The following is a 24334-nucleotide window of genomic DNA, read 5'->3' on the forward strand; positions in this document are numbered from 1 at the left end:
TTTTAATTTGGAATGACGCGGGACGTTTTGGCCAACGCGCAGTTCGCGCCCAGCCACGGTCCCGCCGCTTTTTCCGGATTTCGCGACCACATGAATTCGAACTCGTCCTCCACACGCCCCGACCTCAACAAGCTTCTTGCACTTCAGCGCCAGCTCGCTCAGACGACGGATGCGGAGATTAGGTTCGATGCTGGGTCTCGAGCGGCGTATGCCTCGGAGGCCTCGAACTATCGGCAGGTTCCGATTGGCGTTGTCCTGCCGCGAACGGTCGAAGACGTCGTGTCCGTAATGCGTGCGTGTCATGACGCGAACGTACCGGTGCTCACCCGTGGCGCCGGCACTTCGATGTGCGGGCAGGCGGTGAACGTCGCGGTCATTATCGACACGTCTCGTCATCTGACACGCATCGAGCAACTCGATGCCGCATGCCGCACTGCGGTTGTTCAGCCGGGAGTCATCTGCGACCAGTTGAAGAGCGCCGCTGCTCTCAAGGGGTTGACGTTCGGTCCCGACCCTGCCACGCATAGCCGTTGCACGATTGGCGGCATGGTCGGCAACAACTCGTGCGGCGCACACTCGGTGATGGCTGGCAAGACGGCCGAAAACATCGAGTCGATGGAAATCCTGACCTACGACGGGGAGCGATTCTGGGTTGGGCCGACCGACGAAGAAGCGTTTCAGGCTCATCTGACTGCAGGCGGCCGGCGCGCCGAGATTGTTCAAGCGCTTCGCGACTTGGTAGACCGTCATGCCGACGAGATTCGCGCAGGTTTTCCCAAGCTGAAACGTCGCGTCTCGGGCTACAGCCTCGACCAGCTGCTGCCAGAGAATGGCTTCAACATTGCTCGGGCGCTCGTCGGCTCGGAGGGCACATGCGTGTCGGTCTTGCGAGCGACCACGACCCTCGTGCGCAATCCGACCGCACGAGTTGTTACGGTTTTCGGCTTTCCCACGATTTTTGATGCGGCCGACTGCGTTCCGCAACTGCTCCCGCTCGAGCCCATTGCAATGGAAGGGCTTGACACCGGCATCGTTGGAGGTTTGCGTGAACGCGGGCTGGCGCTTGCTGACATCGCTGAATTGCCTGATGGCAACGCGTGGCTCATGGTCGAGTTCGGCACCGACAATCTCGAATCGTCCCTGAAGCGGGCACAAGCTGCTGCAGACATGGCCGACTCGTTGCCTGGTCGCCCGAACGCACGAGTGGTTTCGGATGCGGCGATGACGAAGCGTCTTTGGTCAATTCGAGAGACCGGTGCCTCAGCTACGTCTATCGGCGACGACCCGTCGAAGCCGGACCCGGTTGTCGGCTGGGAAGACGCCGCAGTCGAACCTCGCCTGCTTGGCGCTTATCTGCGCGAGTTCTCCGCGTTGGTCGAACGATATGGCTACACGACCAACATGTACGGCCATTTTGGCGATGGTTGCATCCACTCCCGTATCAACTTCGACCTTCGGAATAGCCAAGGCATCCATACGTGGCGCAACTTCCTGGAGGAAGCGGCGAAGCTCGTCGTCAAGTATGAGGGCTCGCTCTCGGGTGAGCACGGCGACGGCCAGGCCAAAGGCGAACTGCTCTCGCTCATGTACTCGCCCGAGCTCATGGACGCGTTCCGTGAGTTCAAGACCATCTGGGACCCGAAGAACCGCATGAATCCCGGCAAGCTCATCGACGCAATGCCTGTCGATGAGAATCTTCGCCTTGGACCCACGTACCGCCGCGTGGAGGTCCCCAGTCACTTCTCGTTCGGCAACCTGCAGAGTCCGGACACATTCGCGCGCGCCACTGAACGATGCATCGGCATGGGCAAGTGCCGGTCTCTGGACGGTGGAACCATGTGCCCAAGCTACCGCGCGACGCGCGAAGAGAAATACTCGACGCGCGGACGCAGCCGCCTGCTCTTCGAAATGCTCAAGGGCGAGGTCATCACTGACGGCTGGGACAACAAGGAAGTCAAGGACTCGCTGGATAACTGTCTGGCATGCAAGGGCTGCCGTAGCGATTGCCCAACCCATGTCGACCTGGCCAAGTACAAAAGTCACTTCTTGTACGAGCACTACCAGAAAGCCAAGCGTCCCCTAATGGACACGATGATTGGACACATCGGAACATGGCTGCCAATCGCCACTCGGGTCAGCGGCGTGGTCAACACTGCCATGAAGTTGCGGCCGTTCCGTGTGGTGGCAGAGAAGTTCGGCCTCGCATCTCACGTGAAGTTTCCTGCCGTTGCATCAACGGCCTTCCGAAAGGGAGCGACCTGCAGGGGCCTCTTGGACGACACGAGCAAGCTGGATGCTCAATCTGCGCGTGCAAAAACAGTCTTTCTGTGGACGGACACATTCAACAACGGATTCTCGCCCGAAGTTCTCGAAGCGTCCGTCCGCGTCCTGCAATCTTACGGCGTCACTGTACGGCTCATGAGCAAGCAGATTTGCTGCGGGCGTCCCTACTACGACGCTGGGATGCTGGACCACGCCAAGCGCAACTTGGTTGACATCATGGCTGAGCTGAAAGACGTCATCGCACTGAAGCAGCCGGTGGTTGTGCTCGAACCTAGTTGCCTCTCCGTATTCCGCGACGAACTCCGTTCACTCTTCCCGACCGACGAAAAGGCCGCGGCGCTTGCCGGGTCGGTGAAAACGTTAGCCGAATACCTCGAATCGGAAGGCTTCGATGTGCCGAAGCTGGATGAAAGCGTCTTCGTTCACGGGCACTGTCACCAGAAAGCCTGTGGCGGGGTGCAAGCAGAGTCACGACTGGTCGGCAAAGCGGCGCGGTCAGGGGCCGTGCTGCAAACAGGATGTTGCGGTATGGCTGGAGCGTTTGGCTATCACACGAAAACGGCGGACGTCGCACGCTCGGTTGCTGAGTCCGAGCTTGTTCCCAAGATTCAGCCGCTTGATGAAAACGCAGTGCTGGTGAGCGACGGATTCAGCTGTCGCTCACAAATTCGAAACACCACGGGACGCTCGGCGATACATCTCGCGCAGTGGCTCGATGGCAGAGCAAAAACAAATCCGGCGCGTCGCCGGGCCAAATCGTCCAAACAGGAGGAAACCGTATGAATCGCAGAGATTTCGCCAGTCTTGCCGCGGTCGGCGCTTCCGCATTGTTCCTTTCGCGGGCCGGCAATGCCGCAACGAGCGCGAATGGCAGTGACTTGTCGACAACTCTTGCCCAAGGTCAAGCCGCGATTCGCCAAGGAACCTCGCGAGACGAAGCGATTCAGGCATGGCTGGAAGTGGTGAAGCCGAACCTCTCATTCGTTCAGGTGACCGCCCTAGTCTCTCGTCCGAAGCCTGACGCACCGAAAGAACTTGGCGCCGTCCGGCGCATTTACTCTACGGTGCCAAGCTCCTATCCGGTGGGCGGCTGGAAGCAACTTTCCGGCTCTGACTGGGCTCGGAAAGTACTCGAACGTGGCGAAGTCCTCGTGGCGAACAACGACTCCGAGCTCGAACGCTACTTTCCTGACCACAAGCTGCTGAAGTCTCTCGGCACGACAACGCTCGTCAACATCCCAGTCGTTGTTTGCAAGCGGACCGTCGGAGCATTTGCCTTCCTGTGCGCCGACGTGGTTCCGGAAAGCGCCGTCACGGAGGAGATTCGGCTGTTGACCGCCCTCACGGCTCCGCTGTTCTCTGACGACCTTGTACCGGCCGCCTGATGTAACCAGCAGAAGATGCGGCGCTAAGCCCCAATTCGGTGGGACTACGCCGCTACAAGCATGTCGAGCAAAACCAAATGCCGCAAGCTCCAGATACTCTAAGGATAGGCCGAACCCTATCAAGGATTGTGAAATGTCTCTAGCAACGCTTATCGATTCCGACCGGAAGCACCTCATCCATCCCGTCGCAAACTACCGCGCACACGAGAAGCGTGGGGTAACGGTACTGGAGCGGGGCAAAGGCGCATGGCTTTACGACGCACAAGGCAATGAACTGCTCGACGCGTTCGCTGGTCTTTGGTGCGTGAACACCGGCTATGGCCATGAAAGCATCGTCAAGGTGGCGGCTGAGCAGATGTCGAAGTTGCCGTATGCAACCGGCTATTTCCATTTTGGCTCCCAGCCTGCTATCGAACTCGCCGAGCGGCTCGTCGAGCTCTCGCCAAAAAATCTGCAGCACGTCTACTTCTCGTTGGGCGGGTCGGACGCAGTGGATTCTGCATTGCGCTTCATCACGCACTATTACAACGCTATCGGGCGGCCGAGCAAGAAGCACTTCATTGCTTTGGAGCGTGGATATCATGGTTCGTCCTCTGTGGGCTCGGGCCTGACTGCTATCGCGAGCTTCCATCGCAATTTCGACGTGCCGCTCCCCACTCAGCATCACATCCCCTCGCCCTATCCGTATCGGAGCGAGACGCCCGACGATGCACAGGCCATCATCGCGGCATCAGTCAAGGCGCTTGAGAACAAGGTCGCCGAGCTCGGCGCGGACAATGTCGCTGCGTTTTTCTGCGAACCTGTTCAAGGTTCGGGTGGCGTCATCGTGCCGCCAGCCGGATGGCTCAAAGCGATGCGCGATGCGTGCCGACGTCTGGATATTCTCTTCGTCGCGGATGAGGTGATTACCGCGTTCGGCCGGACTGGTCCGATGTTCGCATGCGAAACAGAGTCCGTAGAGCCGGACCTCATGACCATTGCGAAGGGTTTGACTGCAGGCTACGCCCCCATGGGCGCCGTATTGATGTCTGACGCTGTGTACCAGGGCATCGCTGACGGAAGCAAACCTGGCGAAGCGATTGGCCACGGACAAACATACTCCGCGCACCCGGTGAGCGCTGCTATCGGTCTCGAAGTACTTCGTCTTTACACGGAAGGCGGTCTTCTGGCGAATGGCCAAGCCCAGGCACCTAAGTTCGCGCAGGGTCTGGACAGTTTGCTCGACCATCCGCTCGTTGGCGACTCAAGACATGCAGGTCTTCTGGGCGCGGTGGAACTGGTGGCAAATAAGTCCACGCGAGCGCGCTTCGACCCGGCGTTGCATCTTGCTGACCGCATCTTCGATGCAGCAGCCCGCAACAAAATTATCTTCCGCGCGTTCGGCGACAACATCCTTGGCTTTGCCCCGGCGCTCTGCTACACAGCAGCCGAGGTCGAGACGATGGTGGAGCGTGTGCGCAAAACGCTCGACGACGTCCTGGAAAGCGCCGATGTGCGCCGCGCGATTAAGGCTTAAGCCCGTTTATGTGGGTTGAACGGGAAACGAGTGACGAATCCTTCGAAGGTATCGAGCATGGAACTGAAACTGAAACGTGAAGAGCTTCTGCGTCGGCAGAATCTGATTGGTGGCGAATGGACTGATGCCGTGAACGGCGCGCGCTATCCCATCACCAACCCGGCTACCGGGGGCACCATCGCTGAAGTTGCAAACAGTAGCAAAGCAGACGCGCGCGCCGCAACGGATGCGGCAGCGAAAGCGGCAAATGCATGGAGTAAGCGCCTGCCGAGAGAGCGCGCAGAAATTCTCAAGCGCTGGCACGCACTGATTCTCGCCAACACCGGCGACCTCGCTGCAATCATGTCGATGGAACAAGGAAAGCCGCTAGCGGAGGCCAAAGGCGAAGTTGCTTACGGTGCGTCCTACGTCGCGTGGTTTGCCGATGAGGCGGCTCGCATCTACGGTGACCTCATCCCGCAGCAGCAACGCGGCAAACAGATGCGCGCCATCAAGGAGCCGGTCGGGATTGTGGCGGCAATCACCCCGTGGAACTTTCCGCTTGCGATGATTGCCCGCAAGATTGCTCCGGCGCTGGCTGCAGGCTGCACCGTTGTCGGCAAACCCGCGGAAGACACTCCCCTGACGGCACTCGCACTGGCGGCTCTGGCCCAAGAGGCGGGTGTTCCTGCCGGCGTGCTCAACATGCTGAGCGCGTCGCGCGACCATGGTATTGAAGCTGTCGGCGACTGGCTTGCCGATGAGCGCGTCCGCAAAATTACTTTCACCGGCTCCACAGCGGTCGGCAAATACCTAGCCCGCGAGTCGGCCGGTACATTGAAGAAGCTGTCGCTCGAGTTGGGCGGCAATGCTCCGTTCATCGTATTCGACGATGCCGACCTGGATGCGGCCGTAGTTGGTCTCATGGCCGCCAAGTTCCGCAATGGCGGTCAGACCTGCGTCTGCCCGAACCGCATCTACGTGCAGGCTGGTGTGTTCGACAAATTCGCGGAACTACTCGCCGCGCGAGTGGACGCACTAAAGGTTGCTCCGGCGACTGACCCGCAAGCGCAAATTGGGCCGATGATTAACGCCAAGGCCATCGACAAGATTGACCGACATGTCAATGATGCTGTGTCGAAGGGTGCAACCGTCTTGACTGGCGGCAAACGCCTGACGGAAATGGGGCCGAACTACTATGCCCCGACGGTACTCGCGCACGCGACCAACGAAATGCTCGTCACCTGCGAAGAGACCTTCGGTCCTGTGGCACCGCTGTACCGATTCGAATCCGAGGAAGAGGCGATTCGCTTGGCCAATGACACGCCGTTTGGCCTCGCCGCTTACTTCTATACGCAGAACATGGGACGGGCCGAGCGCGTGTCGCGGGCCCTTGAGGCAGGGGTCGTAGGTCTGAACGAAGGCGCAGTAGCGAGCGAAGCCGCACCATTCGGTGGGGTGAAGGAGTCCGGTTACGGTCGGGAAGGTTCGAAGTACGGCCTCGACGACTATCTGTCCATTAAGTACATCTGCCAGGGCAATCTCGACTAAGTCATCAAGCTCAGTCGTGAGACCATCGTCCCAAAAGGACGATGGCCTTTTTCTTCCACATTCAGAAGGATTGGCGCACACCTACGCGCACGACGACCTGATTACTTGTGCTCGACGGCGTGACGAAGGCCATGGCCGCAACTGCCGGTTTGCCCGTCGAATCTGTGCCAATCGCATGCTCCCACGCAGCGATTGCATACAGCATCGTCCGTTTCGACAGGTCGTACTCCGCTCCGACGTTGACCTGGCTGTATTTCGCCGTCTCGGCCTTCGTATAGTTATAGGCCGCACCCACCATGACCGCGGGCGTGATTCGGTACGTGGCGTTGGCCTCAATACTGTTGAATGTAGCCGTGCCGGAGAACGGTGTTGAACTTGTGGGAACCACATCCTCGAATCGGGTATTCGTATAGAGGACCCCGATGACGGCGTTGCCGACGGAATAGTTCAGACCGCCGCCGGCAATCTGCAGCGTATGGGCCGAGACGTAGCCGCTGAAGGTTGGATTAGTAATCGGATTCGCGAACGTGGCGCCAGCCTGAGGTGTTTCCGTCGCATCGTACAGTGAGGTAGCCGGGTTGTTCAGTCGAAGCAGCGCCGCCGATGCCGTGATTGGACCACCGGCATAGGTCAAACTCAGTCCCTCACCACGACCTTGTGAGAAGTTTCCCGCGACGCCCCCGAGACTATATAACGCCCCAAGTTTAAAGCCTGCGAAATCCGGCGTGTAGTACTTGATGGTGTTGCTGACCGAGTAGTCACCCCAAACATTGTCTACATCACCCGCTCGAGTCGTGAGAACACCACCGAACTTCAGCGACGATGCGAGCGGCATCAGCGAGTCAGCAATGAGGTCGTACTGGCGGCCCAATCGCAGGCTACCGAACGGCCCGTTCAACGCGACATAGGATTGACGTCCAAACAGGCGACCGCCGTTTCCGAGCTTGCCGCTGTTGATATCGAAGCCGTTCTCGAGCACAGCTACGGCATTGAACCCGCCCCCGAGGTCCTCGACTGTGCGAAAGCCCCATTTGCTGCTGCCGCGTCCACCGTTCACCATCTGGTAGTTTTGAGACCCCGCCTGATTGTTCGTGAACGAGAAACTGTCGTCTATGGCCCCGTAGAGAGTGACAGAGCTTTGAGCCATACAGTTTGCACTACCAACGAGCATAGCAGCACACAATACTTCCTTTTTCATTTATCCCCTCCTGCCTATCGAAAATACGTGACCCACCCGGACATGCCGTCCCCGTAGCACGTTCGACGATAGAACGGTCGCACGATGCGATAACGGGAGACATCCGCCTTTACGGAGGTCAGTATTCACTCAATGGCTTTTGACACCAATCGACGAAAGGTAGGAAAGAGGTTCCTTCGCTTCGAAGGTTAAGTACAGGGGACGGATTGATGCGGGTGCCGGAAGGACTGACGTACCGGGTCCGGGCATAGACGAATTGACGAGCTGAACGATGTGAGATGCAGATGCGAGCTTGATTCAGCTTCGCAATACCACAGGCGCCGAAGCACACCACTTCCGGAAAGCGGTCGCGCGACCGTAGTCCACGTGGTACCCGACAGACAGGACGGCTCTGTGGCTCAAAAGGCACTGTTTGCAATCAGACCACCGGACATCGCGCTCGGTGTCAATCTCCCCGGTGGCACCAACCTGCCAGAGCAGCTTTGTTGCCTTGTCGAGCCGCGTTCCAAATAGATGCGCAACTTGTTTCATGTCGAACCAAGCCGCATCCTGGTCCATCCTACCGTGGAGAGTTCTGCTGGTCGTCGCACAGACGTACTGTACCGTCGTCATTGTTCCAATACTCCATTAGTCGTCTTCCGACAGCAACTTGTCGAGCGGCACCGATTGCTTGACGAAAGGTGACCGAATAACGATATAGCTGAAGTACTTCTCGATTCCGATGTTGCGGTCAACGAGCTTTTCGATGACATCCTGATAGTGACCGATATTCTTGACAATCGACTTCAGCAAGTAGTCGTACCCGCCGCTGACCAAGTGGCATTCCGTGATTTCGTCGAAGTCGCGCAGGTTTGCTTCGAAGCGTGTGAAGTCCTCGCGGCGATGGTCGTGAAGCATGATTTCGGTGAACACCGTTACCGTACTGGTCAGCTTGGCCAAGTTGAGGTGGGCCCCATAGCCCGAGATGATGCCCGCAGCTTCGAGCCGTTTAACGCGTTGCAGGCATGGACTCGCGGACAGGCCGACGGAATTCGCGAGGTTCGCGTTCGTCATGTTGCCGTTTTTCTGCAACTCGGCAAGAATCTTGATATCGGTCCGGTCAAGCTTCTGTCGCATATCGTGCGTGTTCGAATTGGCTGATGTCTCAATCAAAGGCGACTGCCCTAGCCGCGAGCAGGTCTTCGTGATGCGCTTTGACCAGCTGGGCCATGCTCGTGAACTTGTAGTCAACCGAAGGTTCGACGGAGTACCTCAAGTTCGCGCCCGAGCCACGCTGCTCATAGCGGCGCTGAATCCAGCACGAGCGGAGGCCGAGCTCGCTGGCAGGTTCATGGTCGTGGTACACGCTATCCGCGACATGCAGTGTATCGTCCTTCGTGATGCCCATCCCAGACAACGTAGAGAATAGATACTCGAAGTTGTTCCGCGACGGCTTGTATGAGCCCACATCTTCCGCGGTCACGATTGCGTCGAAGTCGACGGCCAGCTTCTCATTGGTTTTGCGAAAGCTGCGGTTGTCCACGTTGGACACGACAACAATCTTGAAATACTTCTTCAGGTACTGAAGGGTGCTCGCCGAGTCCGGAAACGCGGGCCAGTCGCCGACCGATGCGCCATATGCTATCGCTTCGTCCCACTCATACTGCACGTTCCACTCTTCAGCGAGTCGTTTGAAGACGACTTGAAGGAGCCGGTCGTAAGGCATCGCCGGTGTGACCTTCTGCTGATGCGCTTCATGGCGAGCGTGGGCCTCGAGGATTTCATCCCGTGCCAGCGGGACCGTCGCTCGAGAGGCCAACTCCGACAAATTTGATGCGATACCGGATTCCCAGTCAATGAGCGTCCCATAGCAATCAAATGTGAGTGCCTTGAAATCCGTCAAAGCCACAACGCCCCCTTTGTTCAGTCATGTGATACTCGAATTCATCCGGAGCAATGGTCTCGTCCGCACCGGACTGTCGCGACCGACAGCGCCGCCGATGCCGACGAGACACCGTTGTCTTACTTCTTCGCCAAAGCTTCCTGATGCGCCTTCGCGAGGTCCATCATGCTGTTGAAGCGGAAGTCGATGTTCGGCTGCGAACCCGGGTCCATCGTTGCGCCAAACCCCGGTTGAGCATGGCGGCGATAAATCCAGCACGACGCCAGGCCGTGCTCGTTCGCGGGCTTGTGGTCATGGAACAGGCTTTCGGCCGTGTGAAGGATGTTTTCCTTTTTGATGCCACGTGCGCCGAGTTTCTCGAGCATGTATTCGAAGTTGCGCGGCGACGGCTTGTACGAGCCCACGTCTTCAGCCGTGATGATGGCGTCGAACTCGACATTCAGCTTGGCGTTGCTGTAGGTGAAGCTCTCGTTGTCGATGTTCGACAGGATGACGAGCTTGAAATGCTTCTTCAGGTATTGCAGGGCTTCGGCGCTGTCCTGAAATGCCGGCCAGTTCTGCACCGAGCGGCCGTAGGCCACGCACTCTTCGTGGGTGAACGACAGACCCCATTCTTCCGCCAGACGCTTGTAGACGATGGGCAGCAAGTCCTGGTAACGCTTTGCCGGAGTGTACTTCTGTTGCGACGACTCGTGACGAGCATGAGCCTCGAGAACCTGGTCACGGGTGAACGGTGTCTTCGCGCGCTCAAGCAACGGCTTGAGTCCTTGGAAAATGCCGGTTTCCCAATCAATCAAAGTGCCGTAGCAGTCGAAGGTAAGCGTATTGAAGTCGGTCAGTTCCACAGTAGCTCCTCTGAGATGTCCATGATGGAGAACACAGTGTATTGAGGGCGAGCGGCAATCAGAACTTTTCTCCGCCGACCCGGCAGCAGCTTTTGCCGCATCGTTCGGCTTTCGCAGCAGTTTCTGCGGACGGCTCCGGACACCCTCCCCTGTCAAGGGTTTTCCCGGACTTTTCGAATTGGTTTCGCCAAGTAGTTTGCGCCGGGGCGTCCTGTGTCGATACATCCGCCATACGGCGGGTTTCGCGCTTTCCCTGTTAGAAAAGTACGAAATTATGGCCCTTCACTTCTACCTTGCGCAGGAAGACAGCCAATAGTTGGCGGCCTGAACATCTAAGCATTTCGAGGGAGAGCACCGATGGCCGTACTTGGCGTCGCACTGACGGTCTTAATGTGGAGCACGCTCGCCACGAGCGTCGACCTTCTGCATGGGACGCCAACCCTGTTCGTGAATGGAGTAGCGTTGACGCTCGGAGGTCTGCTCGGACTGCCTTGGGCAAAGAACTGGAAATTGCCGATTCGTCTCCTGCTCTTGGGTGGCGGGCTGATGTTCATCTACCACGTCATTTACTTCTTCGCGCTTCAGCTGGGAGACCCGATTGGCGTTAGCCTGGTGCATTACCTATGGCCCGTTATTATTGTGTGTCTTTCTGGGAGCTTGTCCGCTGGAGGTAGCGAGCGCAGGACTATGCTTCTCAGTGCGCTTCTCGGTTTCGGAGGTGCAGCGGCCGCCTGCTGGTCAGTTCAGCAGCCGTCAACAGCGAGCGCCGTTATCGGCGTCGTCGAACGACATCTGTTCAATGAAGTCGTTGCCTATCTCCTTGCGCTCGTCTCTGCGTTCGCATGGGCTGCGTACTCGGTCCTCGGCAAACGCTACCGCGAGGTCTCAAGCCTCTCTGTTGGAGCGTTTTCGCTTCCTGCGGGACTGGCGTGTCTCGCCCTGCACTTCGTTTCAGGAAGAGCACCTGCACTGAACGTCCAAGACTGGGCGGTTCTCATCTATATGGGTCTCGGACCAATGGGGATGGCTTTTTATCTTTGGGATTTCGGCATGAAGCGAGCGAACACAGGATTGACGACCGCATTGAGCTACGCAACGCCTGTCCTATCCACTGTGTTCCTTGCGCTCAATACGACTCAGCCTTTACCGGCCACGCTATGGGTAGGCGTTGCAATGGTCGCTGCCTCGGTAGGCGTGGCACGCGCTGGAAGGAAGAAAGTCACCTCCGCTGCAGCGGGCGATGATGCTCCGGTAGGGGTCTGAGCTAGGTTGCCGGAATCTCTGCGGAGTGGTCCGCAGCATCAAAGCCTTGCGTGGTGCAAGCGAAGCCATTGCTGGCGCTTTCAATGATGCATTCTCGCCGCCGCTTAACTTCGAGAGTGAAGCGTTCCCTGTGGCCCGAGCAGAGGGGTGTCCGCCACAAGCTGACCAAGCCACAAGCAGCCGAACCTAATGTGAGCGCCCGGCGCCGCGCATCAAACGCATCACCGGCCGCTGAACCCTCGAATCCATATCTGTGCCATTGAAAGTGTTGACAGCTCTTGCGGACGGAGCGGACGCACGGCGCGCTCCGCCGCTCGAACATCAGAAATCAATTAGTGGTTGACTCGCTTCGCGAAGGTCGATATTGCGTCGGCCATTGCTTTCGGCTGCTCCGGCGCCATGGCATGACCTGCGTTTGGTAGCACCACAACAGTCACTCGGTCTCCGAGCATGTTCTTGAGCACTTGCGAGAACCGGCGAGGCGCCACCGCATCGTTCTCTCCTTGCAGGTCGAGAATCGGTGCAGTGCCGGCTGCAAAGTAGTCGTCGACGGGAGTAGTGTTACGCGCATGTCCCTCTGCTTCGTGGGTCTCGGGGTGCCAGCCACCAAGCCACACGCTGGGGTCGTTCCCAGGTGCGAAGAACGCTTCCTTCAAATACTGCAGCCGTTGGGCTTCGGGAAGCGTAAGGTCTCCTGCACCGTCAATCGCCTTGCGCATTTCAGCGCTGATAGGCTTTTCTGTCGAACCCGGCGGAACTTTGCCTGCCGAGGCGGCGGCCACCACGACCCCCTTCACAAGGTCCGGGCGGTCTGCAGCCAATTGACGTGCGGCGAAATTACCCCACGCGTGCCCGACCACGACGACCGGGCCAGCCTTCTTTTCGTCGATGACCATCGCAACATCGGACGCAAAATCGTGAACGCTGAGATTCTCCATCGGTCCGTTGCTCTTACCAACACCGCGAGGTTCCGGGCGCAGCACACGGAACCCATCGGCGACGAGATATTGCGCCACTTGGTCGTAGTCGCGCGCCGAGCGTCCCAAGGACGGAAGAATGACGACGGTCGGCCCCTTGCCTTGGCTCAGGACTTCAATCTGAACATTCCCATGTTTGACAACGTCGTCAGTGATTTTTGCACCGCCGGCTGCCGCAAAGGCGCTTGCGGACACAAAGAGAATGATTGCTGCCAGACCACATTTCGAGAATTTCATTAGGGCGATTCCTTGACTTAGTTCACAGAGTTGATTCGTAGGCGCCAGCTGCCGCTTACTGCATGTACATCCGGTGCGCAAAGCGCGCGATGGCGTCGCTCATAGCCTTCGGTTGCTCAGGGGCCATCGCGTGGCCTGCATTCGAAACCACCTCCACTGTTACGCGGTCCCCCAACATCGGCTTGAAAACATTGGCAACAACAACAGCGTCGTACTGACCTTGAAGGTCAAGAATCGGAACCGTCCCACCCGCGAAATACGCATCGACCGCGGTGACATTTCTCGCGTGCGCTTCGGCTTCATGAGTCGCGGGGTACCAACCGCTCAACCAAGGCCGCGCATCATGCCCCGGCGCGAAGAACGCTTGCTGCAGATATTTGAGCCGCTGCGCCTCCGGTAGTGAGAGATTTCCGGAGCCGTCAATCGCGTCCCGAAGCCTACCGTACGGTTTCTCGTTTGAACCGGGAGGTAGTTTTCCAGCCGACGCGGCCGCCATGACTAATCCCCGAACGAGGTCCGGACGGTCCACGGCCAACATGCGTGCTGGTTGACTTCCCCACGCATGCCCGACAACGACGACTGCGCCTGTCTTTTGCTCATCCAGCACCGAGGCGACGTCGCCAGCAAAGTCGTGCATATCGACGTCAGTGAGAGGACCTATGCTCGCGCCGATACCTCTCGGCTGAGGCCTCAGCACCGTAAACCCGTCACGCTCGAGGTATGCAGCGACTTCATCAAAGTCTGCCGCTCCCCTTCCAAGGGATGGGAGAAGGACAATTACCGGCCCCTTACCTTGACGGATAGTCTCGATTGTTACGGTGCCGTGCGTAGTTACCAGATGCTCGGGCGCAGCGCTCGACGGCAAGTGAGAAGCGCACCCGAATGCAAGACACGTACACGCAAGAGCAATGAAATGCCCACTTACATTCATCAGGTTATCTCCCATTTCTAGTAGTTGTACTTATATTGTTACGTGGCTTCCTATCGGCTCGTTGCTCTGTCTCTCTAGTTCGCCGTTGCCTGTGCTTGCGACTGTGGCTGCTCAAGTCCGGTGCTGTCGAAGATAGCCACCGCATTCTTCGACTTCAAATACCCAATGAAGGCTTTTGCGGCTTCAGCCTGTTGGGCGTTCTTCGCGATTGCGGCAGAAATGACACTGACCTTCTGAACTTCGCGCGGGAGAGGGCCGACGAATTGAATCTCCTTGAATGCTTTCAGTTCGCTGATTTGCTGAAGTCCCAGGTCGGCATCTCCTCGCTGAAGCGCTGCCCCAACAAGTTCGCGCCCTTTGATAAGTACACTCTTCTGCTTCATCTGCTCAGCGATACCGAGCTTTGGAAAGAGCGTTCCCGTAATGTAGGTTCCACTCGCACCCTCAGAAAAGGCGACAGACTTGGCCGACAGCAGAGCCTGCTTCAGCTTCTCCGGCGTCGATACGTCCGGCTTTGGAATGCCGGCACGTACAGCGACCCCGACTGCTGATTCGGCAATATCAGCCTTCGTGTCCGGAACGAACACTCCCTGTTTGATTTGCTCGTCGAGCGCGGCGCCAATCATGAAGCAGACATCCATCGGCTCTCCGCTCTTGATTCTCATGGGCAGAGCGTCTGGTGAGGTTCCATAGGAGGGACCCCACGAGATTAGAAGGTGATTCCCAGTATCGCGTTCGAACGCGGGTACAAGTTGCTTGAAGGCGGCGGAAAGTGCGCCCGTTGCAAGCACGTGTATATCCTCGGCGTGTGCTGTACCGCTCAACGTGGCCGCGCAAGCCAGCGCCAGCATTGATGCACGGATAGCCCATTTTTTTGTTTCGATTGCCATTGCTTGTCTCCTTACCTTGTGGATTTTCGATTCAATACTGCTCAGACGGCGCCACGCGTATTCACGAACAGTGCGTACACGGAGGTCGTCGATGCCATAAACAGGCGATTGTTGTCTCTGCCGCCGAAGCATAGATTTGCGCAGCGCTCAGGCAGCGCAATGTGTCCGATGGGCGTACCGTCGGGCGCGAAGACTCGTACGCCGTCAAGCTCATCGCTGCCGGTACCCCATCCGCACCAGAGGTTGCCGTCAACGTCGACTCTGAAGCCATCCGGAGTGCCGTCCTTCGCATCGATAAGGACCCGACCGCGCCCGAGCTTGCGGTTATCAATAACGTCGAACGCCATAATTGTTCGCGGCCGAGCTCGTGATGCGACGACATACAGCGTTCGCTCGTCCGGCGAGAAAGCTAGCCCGTTCGGACCTTCGATGTCGTCTGCGACGCACTCAATCTGACCGCTCTGCGCGTCAATCCGATAGACACAAGCCGGCAAATCAGGCGTCCCCTGTTTCCCCATGTAGTCGCTCACAAGGCCAAACGGTGGGTCGGTGAACCAGACGGAGCCGTCACGTGTCACGACGACATCATTTGGCGAGTTGAACTGCTTCCCTTCGAACGTATCGGCGAGCACGGTGACGCGCCCGCCGTATTCAGTGCGAGTGACGCGCCTTGTCCCATGTTCACAAACGATGAGTCGGCCTTGACGGTCGCGAGTCATGCCATTCGCTTTGCTTGACGGCGCCCGCCACGTGGAAGCCTGCTCCGTGGCTTCGTCCCACTTCAGGATTCGGTCATTCGGCAGGTCAGTCCAATAAAGGACGCCAGCGTCACCGAACCACACGGGTCCCTCTGCCCAGCGACACCCTGTCCACAGGCGCTCAACCTTTGCATGCGCCAGGCGGTAATGTTCGAATCGCTTGTCCAGGATGCGAATTGCTGGGTCGGGGGTCCTCAAACTTGGCTGCCACGTATTCATCTTGCGTCCTTCCTCTTCATAATCACCAGCAGAACAACAGTCAGAAAGGTCGCCAGGACAAGCATCGCGCCCATTCCGATGAGACCAGCCTTGAAAGAACCCGTGGTGTCCTTCAGCCAGCCGACCATGTAGGGGCCAACCAGGCCGCCAAGGCTACCGACCGAATTGATGAACGCCAGCCCTCCGGCTGCTGCTTCTTTTCCTAGAAACGTCGCCGGAATGCTGTAGAAGCACGTACGCACCGATGAGAGGCCAATCAGTGCGATGGTCAAGCCGACCATCGCAGGCACCAGTTCATCGGAGACCACTGAACAGAAGAAGCCAATTGCAGCCAGTCCGCAGGTCAGGGCGAGATGCTTGACGTAGCGTTGCGAGCGCGCCAAAACCCTCCCCCAGAGAAGCATCCCCACGCTCCCGACAATATAGGGAAGTGCGGTCAACAACCCGATTTGCGTGTCGCTGAGATGGTGTGTCTTCAAAATCGTCGGCAACCAAACGCCAATGCCGAGAATTCCGATGATGTAGCTGAAAAGGATGGCAGTGAGCAGCCACACGCGCCAATCCAGTAGCGAGCGCATGAAGTGCTTCTCTGCGTTCGCCGGGCGTTCTCGCTCGACAGCGGTCTGCAGAGCCAAGCGCTCTTCAGGTGTCAGCCACTTCGCCTTGTCGGGCGAGTCACTCAAAACTTTGAGACAAAGGACGCCCAGCACGCACGCCGGAAGACCCTGGAGGATGAATAGCCACTGCCAGCCATGCAGTCCGAGCCACCCCTCAAGCTTCAACATCGAAACGGACAACGGGCCGCTGAATACCGACGACAGCGGCACTGCTGCCAGGAACCACGCCATCATCTGCGTGCGATAGCTCGCCGGAAACCACAGAGTCAGGAAGAAGATGACGCCGGGAAAGAATCCTGCCTCGCCGATGCCTGCGAGCAGGCGAAGCAGGGAGTAACTCACCGCACCGGTCGCAAAGCTGGTTGCAGCGGCGAACAAGCCCCACGTAATCATGATTCGAGCCAGCCATCTCCGCGCACCGAACCGGTAGAGCGCGAGATTGCTGGGGACCTCGAAGAAGCAGTAACCGACGTAGAAGATACCGGCAGCTAATCCGAACTGGGACGCCGTCAATCCGAGGTCGCGATTCATCGCTAGCGCGGCGAAGCCGACGTTCGTCCTGTCCAGGTAGTTGATAAAGTAGGCAAACGCCAGCAGCGGAACGATACGCAAAGCCGCCTTCCTGCACGCAACTTGCTCGACGCTGCGCGCTGTCTCCTGAGTAATTGTCGTTGTGCGCATGGTGTTCCTTACAGATAAAGCCGTCGCGGATTGTGGACAAGCACCGAATCCGCCGCCTCGGGGTCGCCGCAGACCTCTTCGACAAAGGCGAGAAGCTTTGAATCATCCGGCACGTCGCCTTGAATGTTCGGATGAGGCCAGTCACTGCCCCAGATAGCCCGGTCCGGCGCTGCCGCGAGCAACTCTCTAACTTGAGGAAGCGCTCGGGACCACGGCTCGTTCGACCCACTCATCATGCGGTCGATACCGGAGAGCTTTATCCAACGGCGCTCGCTATCAAGGTATCTGTGCAGAGCCACAAGCCCCTCTCTGTCCGTCTCGAGAGCAGGGTCGGGACGTGACATATGGTCAATTACCAACGTGGTGCGCAAACTCCGCCAACTGTCGAGAATGGGCAGAATCTGCCCGAGCTTGCCGTGGAGCAGGACGTGCCAACCTAATGAGCCCACACGCTCCGCCAGCGCCTTGAGTTCGCTTATGTTCTGCCCTTCGGCGAGGTGTCCCATGAAATTGAATCGGATACCGCGAACCCCTCCGGCGTCGAGCGCCTCCAACTGAGTGTCGCTTTCAGAGCCGTTGAGCAGCGCTACGCCTTTATATCGCCCCCCCGTGCCGGCAATCGCGTCGAGTAACGCGGAATGGTCTGTCCCGTAGCAGGCTGCTTGCACCAGGACACCGTGGGAAATGTCCAACTTTCGATGCATTTCGAGAAGTGCAGCCATCGGCGCTGCTGCAGGCCGATACACTGCGCTTTCTGGAAGCGGAAAATCTTCCCAAGGTCCATAGATATGTGTGTGGCAATCCCAGCGGCCACCGTTCACGTGGAGGCTGTCCATCAGTCGCACCGTGCCGTCATGCCGCCATCTACGATGATTTCCGTGCCGGTGACAAACCGAGCCTCGTCGGAAGCAAGGAACAACGCGGCGTTTGCCGTATCGCGGCCGTCACCCATGAAGCCCAACGGAATGCGCGCGACCCGGGTCTCCAACAACTTGTCGACGTCGCCGCCTGTCCGCTGACCCGCCAGCCGCGCTTCTACCATCGGCGTGTGCAGTTGGCCCGGGACCACGGTGTTGACGCGGATGCCCTTCTTCGCATACTCGACTGCGACCACCTTGCCCAGTTGAATCACGCCAGCTTTGCAGGCTGCATAGGCAACTTGCGCCGAGCCCGTCCAGCGGATACCGGAGGTCGATGCGGTGTTGACGATTGAACCGCTGCCTTGCGCTTCCATAACGGGAAGGACGTGCTTGCAAGTGAGATAGACACTCTTGAGATTGAAGGCAACCTGAGCGTCCCAGGCCTCTTCAGAAAGGGCCACGGGTCCGCCGGCCGCCGAGCCGCCAACGTTGTTCACCAGAACGTCGACGCGACCGTACTTCTCGCGACATGCCTCGACCATATCCTTAACTGCGTCCGAGTCCGTGACGTCACAACCGTACGCCGTGATGTCGCCACCGACTTCGCGCACGCGCCGTACGGTTTCTTCCATCGCGTCCGGATTTTTGTCGACAGCGAAGATGCGGGCGCCTGCCTGGGCGAAGAGCACCGCAACCGCGCGGCCGTTTCCCCATCCAGAGCCGACGCAGCCCGCGCCCGTGACAATGGCGACCTTTCCATTTAGGCGTCCTGAATTCACGCCATTTACGAGATTTTGTGAAGTTTCCACTTGATGTTCCTCAGTTCGATTCTTGGGGGAGTTCCGGTGTGGCGCCTTCCGGGGGCGGCACTTCGAACACTTTGATGGTCATCGAAATCAACGTGTAGTAGCCGGCAACGCCAACGAGGTCGACTACGCCATCCTTCCCGATTTCATTCACCAGCTCTTGGTATAGAGAGTCGGGCACTTTGCGCTGTTCATGCAGTTCGGTGAGAAAGGCGAACACCAGTTCCTCATCCCGTTTCGCGAAGGGAGGCGCCTTTCCATCCCGGATTGCGTCGATGACTTCGTTCGAAACGCCGGCCTCGAGAGCGAAAGGCTTGTGCGCGGCCCATTCGTATTCCGCGAGCCAGTACCGGCCCATGAACATGATGGCAAGCTCCGAGAGACGGGCCGGGATGCTGCTGTCATACCGGCAATAGCGACCCAAGGCTTGGGAGCGGTCGGCAAGTTGCGGTCGGTGCAGCCAGATTGCGAGCGGGCCTCTGACGCCTTTTCGTGGACCGCTTGCGATTGCGTCGTAGACGGCGCGTTGCTCAGGGTCAAGTTGCGCCGGGTCGATGGGTGAAAGACGTGTCATTTGGGTCGATTCTCGGTAGTTCAATGAGACTGGGCAGTCGCAGTGGTTGCAGCGCTCTTGTCTTGCTGCAGGCAGAACCGACGGGGCCTTGCACCAGTCTCCTGTTCGAAAGCCTCTGCGTCGAAAGCACCTTCCCAGCGGGCGATGGTGAATACCGCGAGGGTGTTACCAACCACATTCACAAGCGCAGTAGCCGTGGCCATTACGCGGTCGATGCCGAACAAGAGACCCAGGCCGCTCAGAGGGAGCGTTCGGACCGATTGGAGCGTTGCTGCAAGCTTCACGAAGGCACCGCCTGCGACCGTGGTACCGCCCTTCGAGGTGAGGCTCAGAATGGCCAACAGTCCAAGCTGCTGCCACAGGGAAAACGGGGTGTCGGTTGCCTGAGCAATGAAGCCGATGGCAATCGCCATGTAAATCGACGTACCGTCGAGGTTAAAGCTGTAGCCGGCTGGGAGAACGAAGCCAACCACCGCTTCGTCGCAACCAGAACGCTGCAGTTTCTCGATAAGGCGAGGCAGTGCAACTTCGCTGGACGCCGTTCCAAAAATCAGCAGCAGTTCGTCGCGAATGAGCCGCAGGATGCTAAAGAACGGCAGACCAATCACCCAACTAATGCTGCCAAGCACACCGAACACGAACAGCAGAGAAGCGGCGTAGTACAACACGATGACCTTCAGAAGGTACATAAGCGTCACACTACCGTAGCTACCAATCGCTGCTGCCATTGCACCAAAAGCTCCCAGCGGCGCAAGTCTCATGATGAAAGCGAGCATGCGAAAGAGAACCGATTGCGCTTCGTCGATACCTCGAAGAAGGACCGAATCGGGACCGACCGCCATGTTGAGTGCGAGACCGGCCAGCAGCGAAATGATGAGAACCTGGACGATGTCGCCCTTTGCGAACGCGTCGACCAGAGTATGGGGAATCAGGCTTAACAGATAGTCGACAGCAGAGATTCCGCCAGCGCTCGCAGTTGCCTTGACGGCTGCTTGGCTTTCGGCGATGTTCGTCGCATGGAGACCTGCACCCGGCTGGAACACGTTCACCATCACAAATCCGAGAATCATTGCGACAGTGCTGACCACCTCGAAATAGACGAGCGATTTGACGCCCATCCGTCCCAGCATGCGCAGGTCTTTGACGTGTGCGATGCCCTGAACCAGCGTGCAGAAAATGATGGGCGCCAGCATCATCTTGAGCAAGGCAATGAACCCCACTCCAAGAGGCTTCATTGCCACCGCCCAGTCAGGCTTTGCCATCCCTAACACGATTGCGCAAGCCAAGCCGATAAGGACTTGCACATGTAGTTGCTGTAACCGCCTCATCTCGTCTCCTACGTTCGAATCGAATGTACCTTGGAGATGACGCGTGACCGCGTCATCTGCCCTCGGACCAGTACCGAAGTTTTGTCTTGAAACTGGAAGAAGCGGAGAAGTCCTGGTCCGCGACAGCGCCGGCGATACGGCCACATCGCGAACAACGCCGGTTCAGGTTGAGTTGCCCAAAAGCAACTTAGCCACGCCGGTGAGGGGAACGTCACACTTGCGTCTCCGTTCAATTTTTTAGTTCTGTTCGTTAATCCAGAGCATAGGTGAGCGGAGATTGCTTGACAAAGGCCGAGTTTTGATACCAAGCTATGCTCCAACGGCATAGGACTTGAGCATGGACATTCGCGAGCTGCGCAGCTTTATCTATGTTGCTCGCGCGGGCAGTTTCAGCCGGGCGGCAGCTGAGTTGTACATCGCCCAGCCCGCGTTAAGCAGGCAAATAGCGAAGCTGGAAGAGGAAATTGGGGTCGAATTGCTGGCACGCCATGGTCGAGGTGTTCGGCTCACGGCGGCCGGCGCTCGCCTGCTCGAACGAGCAGAGATGATTTCCAACATGGTGAGTGAAACCGGGGAACACGTCCGCGCGACTGCCGACGAGGAGCGCGGCTACCTAGCCGTCGGATTGCCGCCGACGATGGGAGCCCTCATTGGCGCTGAGCTCGTGCGGGATTTTCGCGAAGTGTATCCGCGTGTCGCGCTTCACATCCGAGAGGGACAAAGCAGTTCGTTGCAAGAATGGGTCGCCGACCGCCGTGTCGACTTAGCAGTCGTCTATAACCAACCACCCTTGGACGCCTTTCAGGTTCGGCCGCTTTACAGCGAGCCAATGATTCTAATCGCTCCGCCAGGAACGCCGATTCCCAAGGATGGGTTTCAGATAAGAGACCTCGCCAGCCTCCCCCTCATTCTTCCCGGGATGCCGCACAGTAATCGGCGAGTCATCGAACACGCCGCAGTGCAGAACAGCATTCGTCTTCGCGTGGAGCTCGAGGTCGACAGTGTCGCGCTCACGAAGAAACTCGTCAAAGCAGGTGTTGGATATTCCATTCTCACGTCAATCGCGATTCGTGATGAAGTGGCAAGCGGCGACCTGGTTGCGGAAGCCATCACGCGCCCGTCTATACGGTCCACCGTCGCAATAACTACCCTGCGTGAAAACCCGCTATCGAGGTTTGCAACCGACTGGATGGCGATGCTTCGAGAGAAATTAACGGGGTTTGTGGGTAGCGAGAAATGGAAAGAAGATATTGTCTGGCTCGATAGCGACATAGCCAGCCAGCCGCACTAGCAACACGCTCCGACATCCAGCACAGCCCACCGATGCGCCTGCAACGAAACAATCAAAGGAACTATGCGGCGCAGAGTCCCTCGGCTTCAGCGGCGGGAACGTTCAAAGACATCTTCCGCGGAACACCTGGTCGCGGCTCCGCCAAACCTCTGAAACTCTGGCGTGTCCCCAAAAAAGCACCCGCTCAGTAGCGGGCTGAATCCATGTCAGTGGAGACATGGCGGAGACGAGGTCAGTATAAACCCTGATTCGCGATTTGCAACCACCTCCGTCGCCTGGCCGCTCCACGGCTGAATATACAGATGCAAAACCTGCTTACTCTCGTGATGAGTTCAATCAGTTAAGAGTCCAACCAACAACTATAAGAAATTTCTTTTGCTTCCTGGGTTTGCAAAAGGGCTTCACTGGCGTGTGAGTCTTTTTAGAAGCATAAATAACAAGTCTAAACGAGCGGCGACCACAAAGTAGTTCGACGCTAACTCGGCACGTGCTGCCAACGCAACGAGTGTAACTTTTGCGTTTGCGAGGTGATGCTCGAAGTCCAAATTCGTTGACCTCAATACAACGTCGCGATTGTTCAGGCCGCACTCTCGGGTCAGCGCAAGCGGAATGGCGCCAGCCACTTCGCTCCGCTAAACCGAACCGCCCGCTTCCCTCGCTTCTGCCAGATTTGCTTCCGGCCAAGTCTGTCAGCAATGCGCAAGTCACTGGGCCCGGGGGAAATGCCGGAACGACCTGTCAGACTTGTGCGCGGAAACAGTTGAATCGTCCTATACGGGAGCGCCCATCTCGGACTATTTCTTTGACTCCACGAGGGAAAACAACAATTATGTCCGAAGAACTCAACTTTAGGCGTATCCGTAGGAACGAGCTTGCGCGCGCACACCAGCTATCTGCAAGTCTTGGCTGGCCACATCGGATAGAAGAATGGCGCTTCGCCGCGGAGACAGGACATGTGCATGTGGCGGAGCATTCCGGACGCGTTGTCGGAACTGCCGTTCATTGGGATTGCGGCGCTAGCGCGGCAACGGTCGGACTGGTAACTGGGTCAACCGAGCTGAACAAATCGAAGGTGGAACGTCGCCTGATGGAACATATAGCTGGCGCGACGCTGGGAAAGACCGTAGTTCTCAACGCCCCGGAGGCAAAGGTGCGGGACTACGAACAGCTGGGCTTTCGGGAAATTGGTCACGTTGAGCAATATCAGGGTGCAGTTCATCACGCGCCAGAATGCTTTCCGACGAAGGGTCTTCGGTTCCGGCCGCTGTGTGCCAGCGACGCCGCGCGTCTTGCTGAACTATCATCGCAAGCGAGCGGGCTCGACCGGCGCCAACTGCTTCCTTCGGTGCTTAAGACCGCTAATGGCATAGCGCTAGACAGTGACGGCGTTCTAATCGGCTTCGCCTTAATTCGACGTTTTGGTCGGGGGTTCGCGATTGGGCCAGTCATTACGTCCACCAGTTGTGACTCGACGAACGGTATGATGCTAATCAACTACCTGCTTCGGCGTTACACGAGTAAGCTTGTCCGTATCGACATACCTGGTATCCAAACTCTCGCTGACCAGGTGAGAGGCCTCGGTTTGGAACATGTCGATACTGTTATCAAGATGTCGAGGAACGGCTTGCTTCCGTCCGACCCGCAAGTAACGCAAGTCGCAATTATTAGTCATTCCCTTTGCTAAGGAGCAAATCCTATTATTCTGCGTCGGGCAAATCGACATATGCGGCATCCATATCCGACGCTCTGCCTCCGTGAGGCGTGAAGCAAGCGGTGGACAACGCCGCGCTCTTGACCTGCGGTCCCGTCTTGACATCCTGAGTCGTCGAGCAACCGGAGAGGAGAACCAAGCTCGATACCGCAACTGCCAAGGAGATAAACGCGCGCATTTTTTTGTTCTGAAGTTGAAGGCGCTCTGAATTACGGCGGTTGAACGACCAACTTTAATCGGCTAAGGGTTCGCGTTAGGATGCCGCCTTCTCTGAAGTGCGCCGCGACCGGGCCCGACAGCTGCCCATAGAGCCACGACTGTCGCACCATATTTTCTTCCTAGGAAGTGGGTTGCGAGGTTAACCGTGCTGGTTACACATTTCGTTTTGTGAATGCCCCTTGGTGAAGTAGAGCCCAGCATTATCCTAAGCCAGGCCTTCAGACACGTTCCAAAGCATCGTGAGATGCCCCTCGGAGCCAGCGTCGCCCGTCAGCCGTTCGTCTCAGGGCGCTAACTTCGCCACCCTGTCCGGTGTCTCAAGACTATCCCACA

Annotated in this window: 20 protein-coding genes; 7 read left to right on the forward strand and 13 right to left on the reverse strand. The window is 57.9% G+C overall.

Annotated elements, in window-relative coordinates:
- The first annotated feature begins 27 nt into the window (after nucleotides 1-27).
- The 4 genes from PQR08_RS00490 to PQR08_RS00505 all read left to right on the forward strand — a co-directional run bounded on the left by PQR08_RS00490 (nucleotide 28) and on the right by PQR08_RS00505 (nucleotide 6714).
- Complete coding sequence (locus tag PQR08_RS00490; RefSeq protein WP_250486894.1) at nucleotides 28-3066, forward strand: FAD-binding and (Fe-S)-binding domain-containing protein; 3039 nt, start codon at nucleotides 28-30, stop codon at nucleotides 3064-3066.
- Nucleotides 3063-3668 (forward strand): hypothetical protein, encoded by a 606-nt coding sequence (locus PQR08_RS00495; RefSeq protein WP_250486893.1) that lies wholly within the window; start codon nucleotides 3063-3065, stop codon nucleotides 3666-3668. Before PQR08_RS00490 ends, PQR08_RS00495 begins: the two co-directional genes overlap by 4 nt.
- A gap of 133 nt (nucleotides 3669-3801) precedes the next feature.
- A complete protein-coding gene (locus tag PQR08_RS00500; protein WP_250486892.1) occupies nucleotides 3802-5184 on the forward strand; it encodes an aspartate aminotransferase family protein in 1383 nt (460 codons plus the stop codon).
- Nucleotides 5185-5241: 57 nt separating this feature from the next.
- Nucleotides 5242-6714 carry an NAD-dependent succinate-semialdehyde dehydrogenase gene (locus PQR08_RS00505; protein WP_408160968.1) on the forward strand — a complete coding sequence of 491 codons (1473 nt, stop codon included), beginning with the start codon at nucleotides 5242-5244 and terminating at the stop codon, nucleotides 6712-6714.
- Between the two features lie 61 nt (nucleotides 6715-6775).
- On the opposite strand, the gene PQR08_RS00510 is transcribed toward PQR08_RS00505, so the two are convergent.
- The 4 genes from PQR08_RS00510 to PQR08_RS00525 form a co-directional block, all read right to left on the reverse strand.
- Nucleotides 6776-7912, reverse strand: coding sequence for a porin (locus PQR08_RS00510; protein WP_250486890.1), 1137 nt, complete (start codon nucleotides 7910-7912; stop codon nucleotides 6776-6778).
- A 627-nt stretch (nucleotides 7913-8539) separates the two neighbouring features.
- The gene (locus PQR08_RS00515) at nucleotides 8540-9028 is read right to left on the reverse strand and encodes an Lrp/AsnC family transcriptional regulator (protein WP_213227201.1); all 489 of its coding nucleotides are present in this window, start codon (nucleotides 9026-9028) and stop codon (nucleotides 8540-8542) included.
- 28 nt (nucleotides 9029-9056) lie between these two features.
- A complete protein-coding gene (locus PQR08_RS00520; RefSeq protein WP_250486889.1) occupies nucleotides 9057-9800 on the reverse strand; it encodes a haloacid dehalogenase type II in 744 nt (247 codons plus the stop codon).
- Between the two features lie 113 nt (nucleotides 9801-9913).
- Entirely contained in the window at nucleotides 9914-10639 is a 726-nt protein-coding gene (locus tag PQR08_RS00525; protein ID WP_250486888.1) for a haloacid dehalogenase type II, read from the reverse strand.
- Nucleotides 10640-10996: 357 nt separating this feature from the next.
- Between PQR08_RS00525 and PQR08_RS00530 the strand changes: the two genes are divergently transcribed.
- The gene (locus PQR08_RS00530; RefSeq protein WP_250486887.1) at nucleotides 10997-11902 is read left to right on the forward strand and encodes an EamA family transporter; all 906 of its coding nucleotides are present in this window, start codon (nucleotides 10997-10999) and stop codon (nucleotides 11900-11902) included.
- Nucleotides 11903-12234: 332 nt separating this feature from the next.
- Here PQR08_RS00530 and PQR08_RS00535 read toward each other — a convergent pair whose 3' ends face one another.
- From PQR08_RS00535 to PQR08_RS00575, 9 genes are read right to left on the reverse strand one after another with little or no spacing between them, the layout of a single operon-like run.
- Nucleotides 12235-13116 carry an alpha/beta fold hydrolase gene (locus PQR08_RS00535; protein ID WP_408160972.1) on the reverse strand — a complete coding sequence of 294 codons (882 nt, stop codon included), beginning with the start codon at nucleotides 13114-13116 and terminating at the stop codon, nucleotides 12235-12237.
- A gap of 55 nt (nucleotides 13117-13171) precedes the next feature.
- The gene (locus PQR08_RS00540; RefSeq protein WP_408160973.1) at nucleotides 13172-14062 is read right to left on the reverse strand and encodes an alpha/beta fold hydrolase; all 891 of its coding nucleotides are present in this window, start codon (nucleotides 14060-14062) and stop codon (nucleotides 13172-13174) included.
- Nucleotides 14063-14121: 59 nt separating this feature from the next.
- Nucleotides 14122-14937 carry a molybdate ABC transporter substrate-binding protein gene (locus tag PQR08_RS00545; protein WP_250486885.1) on the reverse strand — a complete coding sequence of 272 codons (816 nt, stop codon included), beginning with the start codon at nucleotides 14935-14937 and terminating at the stop codon, nucleotides 14122-14124.
- Between the two features lie 41 nt (nucleotides 14938-14978).
- Nucleotides 14979-15914: an SMP-30/gluconolactonase/LRE family protein gene (locus PQR08_RS00550; protein ID WP_250486884.1), complete on the reverse strand. Its 936-nt coding sequence runs from the start codon at nucleotides 15912-15914 to the stop codon at nucleotides 14979-14981.
- The gene (locus PQR08_RS00555; RefSeq protein WP_250486883.1) at nucleotides 15911-17212 is read right to left on the reverse strand and encodes an MFS transporter; all 1302 of its coding nucleotides are present in this window, start codon (nucleotides 17210-17212) and stop codon (nucleotides 15911-15913) included. Before PQR08_RS00555 ends, PQR08_RS00550 begins: the two co-directional genes overlap by 4 nt.
- Nucleotides 17213-17220: 8 nt before the next feature.
- Nucleotides 17221-18048 (reverse strand): amidohydrolase family protein, encoded by an 828-nt coding sequence (locus tag PQR08_RS00560; protein WP_250486882.1) that lies wholly within the window; start codon nucleotides 18046-18048, stop codon nucleotides 17221-17223.
- Entirely contained in the window at nucleotides 18048-18881 is an 834-nt protein-coding gene (locus PQR08_RS00565) for an SDR family NAD(P)-dependent oxidoreductase (RefSeq protein WP_250486881.1), read from the reverse strand. Before PQR08_RS00565 ends, PQR08_RS00560 begins: the two co-directional genes overlap by 1 nt.
- Nucleotides 18882-18891: 10 nt before the next feature.
- Nucleotides 18892-19452 carry a carboxymuconolactone decarboxylase family protein gene (locus PQR08_RS00570; RefSeq protein WP_250486880.1) on the reverse strand — a complete coding sequence of 187 codons (561 nt, stop codon included), beginning with the start codon at nucleotides 19450-19452 and terminating at the stop codon, nucleotides 18892-18894.
- A 20-nt stretch (nucleotides 19453-19472) separates the two neighbouring features.
- A complete protein-coding gene (locus PQR08_RS00575) occupies nucleotides 19473-20780 on the reverse strand; it encodes a cation:dicarboxylate symporter family transporter (RefSeq protein ID WP_284509180.1) in 1308 nt (435 codons plus the stop codon).
- A 337-nt stretch (nucleotides 20781-21117) separates the two neighbouring features.
- Between PQR08_RS00575 and PQR08_RS00580 the strand changes: the two genes are divergently transcribed.
- Together PQR08_RS00580 and PQR08_RS00585 are read left to right on the forward strand one after the other, a co-directional pair.
- Nucleotides 21118-22071, forward strand: a complete 954-nt coding sequence (locus tag PQR08_RS00580) for a LysR family transcriptional regulator (RefSeq protein ID WP_250486878.1) — start codon at nucleotides 21118-21120, stop codon at nucleotides 22069-22071.
- Between the two features lie 829 nt (nucleotides 22072-22900).
- Nucleotides 22901-23755: a GNAT family N-acetyltransferase gene (locus PQR08_RS00585; protein WP_250486877.1), complete on the forward strand. Its 855-nt coding sequence runs from the start codon at nucleotides 22901-22903 to the stop codon at nucleotides 23753-23755.
- The last annotated feature ends 579 nt before the right edge of the window (nucleotides 23756-24334 follow it).

The organism is Caballeronia jiangsuensis (assembly GCF_046030135.1).
Classification (GTDB): Bacteria; Pseudomonadota; Gammaproteobacteria; order Burkholderiales; family Burkholderiaceae; genus Caballeronia; species Caballeronia jiangsuensis.

Coding starts and splice junctions, on each gene's coding strand:
- PQR08_RS00495 (WP_250486893.1), top strand. CDS start 3,063: ATGAATCGCAGAGATTTCGCCAGTCTTGCCGCGGTCGGCGCTTCCGCA.
- PQR08_RS00585 (WP_250486877.1), top strand. CDS start 22,901: ATGTCCGAAGAACTCAACTTTAGGCGTATCCGTAGGAACGAGCTTGCG.
- PQR08_RS00535 (WP_408160972.1), bottom strand. CDS start 13,116: ATGAAATTCTCGAAATGTGGTCTGGCAGCAATCATTCTCTTTGTGTCC.
- PQR08_RS00555 (WP_250486883.1), bottom strand. CDS start 17,212: ATGCGCACAACGACAATTACTCAGGAGACAGCGCGCAGCGTCGAGCAA.
- PQR08_RS00500 (WP_250486892.1), top strand. CDS start 3,802: ATGTCTCTAGCAACGCTTATCGATTCCGACCGGAAGCACCTCATCCAT.
- PQR08_RS00510 (WP_250486890.1), bottom strand. CDS start 7,912: ATGAAAAAGGAAGTATTGTGTGCTGCTATGCTCGTTGGTAGTGCAAAC.
- PQR08_RS00530 (WP_250486887.1), top strand. CDS start 10,997: ATGGCCGTACTTGGCGTCGCACTGACGGTCTTAATGTGGAGCACGCTC.
- PQR08_RS00515 (WP_213227201.1), bottom strand. CDS start 9,028: ATGCGACAGAAGCTTGACCGGACCGATATCAAGATTCTTGCCGAGTTG.
- PQR08_RS00580 (WP_250486878.1), top strand. CDS start 21,118: ATGGACATTCGCGAGCTGCGCAGCTTTATCTATGTTGCTCGCGCGGGC.
- PQR08_RS00560 (WP_250486882.1), bottom strand. CDS start 18,048: ATGGACAGCCTCCACGTGAACGGTGGCCGCTGGGATTGCCACACACAT.
- PQR08_RS00540 (WP_408160973.1), bottom strand. CDS start 14,062: ATGGGAGATAACCTGATGAATGTAAGTGGGCATTTCATTGCTCTTGCG.
- PQR08_RS00575 (WP_284509180.1), bottom strand. CDS start 20,780: ATGAGGCGGTTACAGCAACTACATGTGCAAGTCCTTATCGGCTTGGCT.
- PQR08_RS00505 (WP_408160968.1), top strand. CDS start 5,242: ATGGAACTGAAACTGAAACGTGAAGAGCTTCTGCGTCGGCAGAATCTG.
- PQR08_RS00550 (WP_250486884.1), bottom strand. CDS start 15,914: ATGAATACGTGGCAGCCAAGTTTGAGGACCCCCGACCCAGCAATTCGC.
- PQR08_RS00545 (WP_250486885.1), bottom strand. CDS start 14,937: ATGGCAATCGAAACAAAAAAATGGGCTATCCGTGCATCAATGCTGGCG.
- PQR08_RS00570 (WP_250486880.1), bottom strand. CDS start 19,452: ATGACACGTCTTTCACCCATCGACCCGGCGCAACTTGACCCTGAGCAA.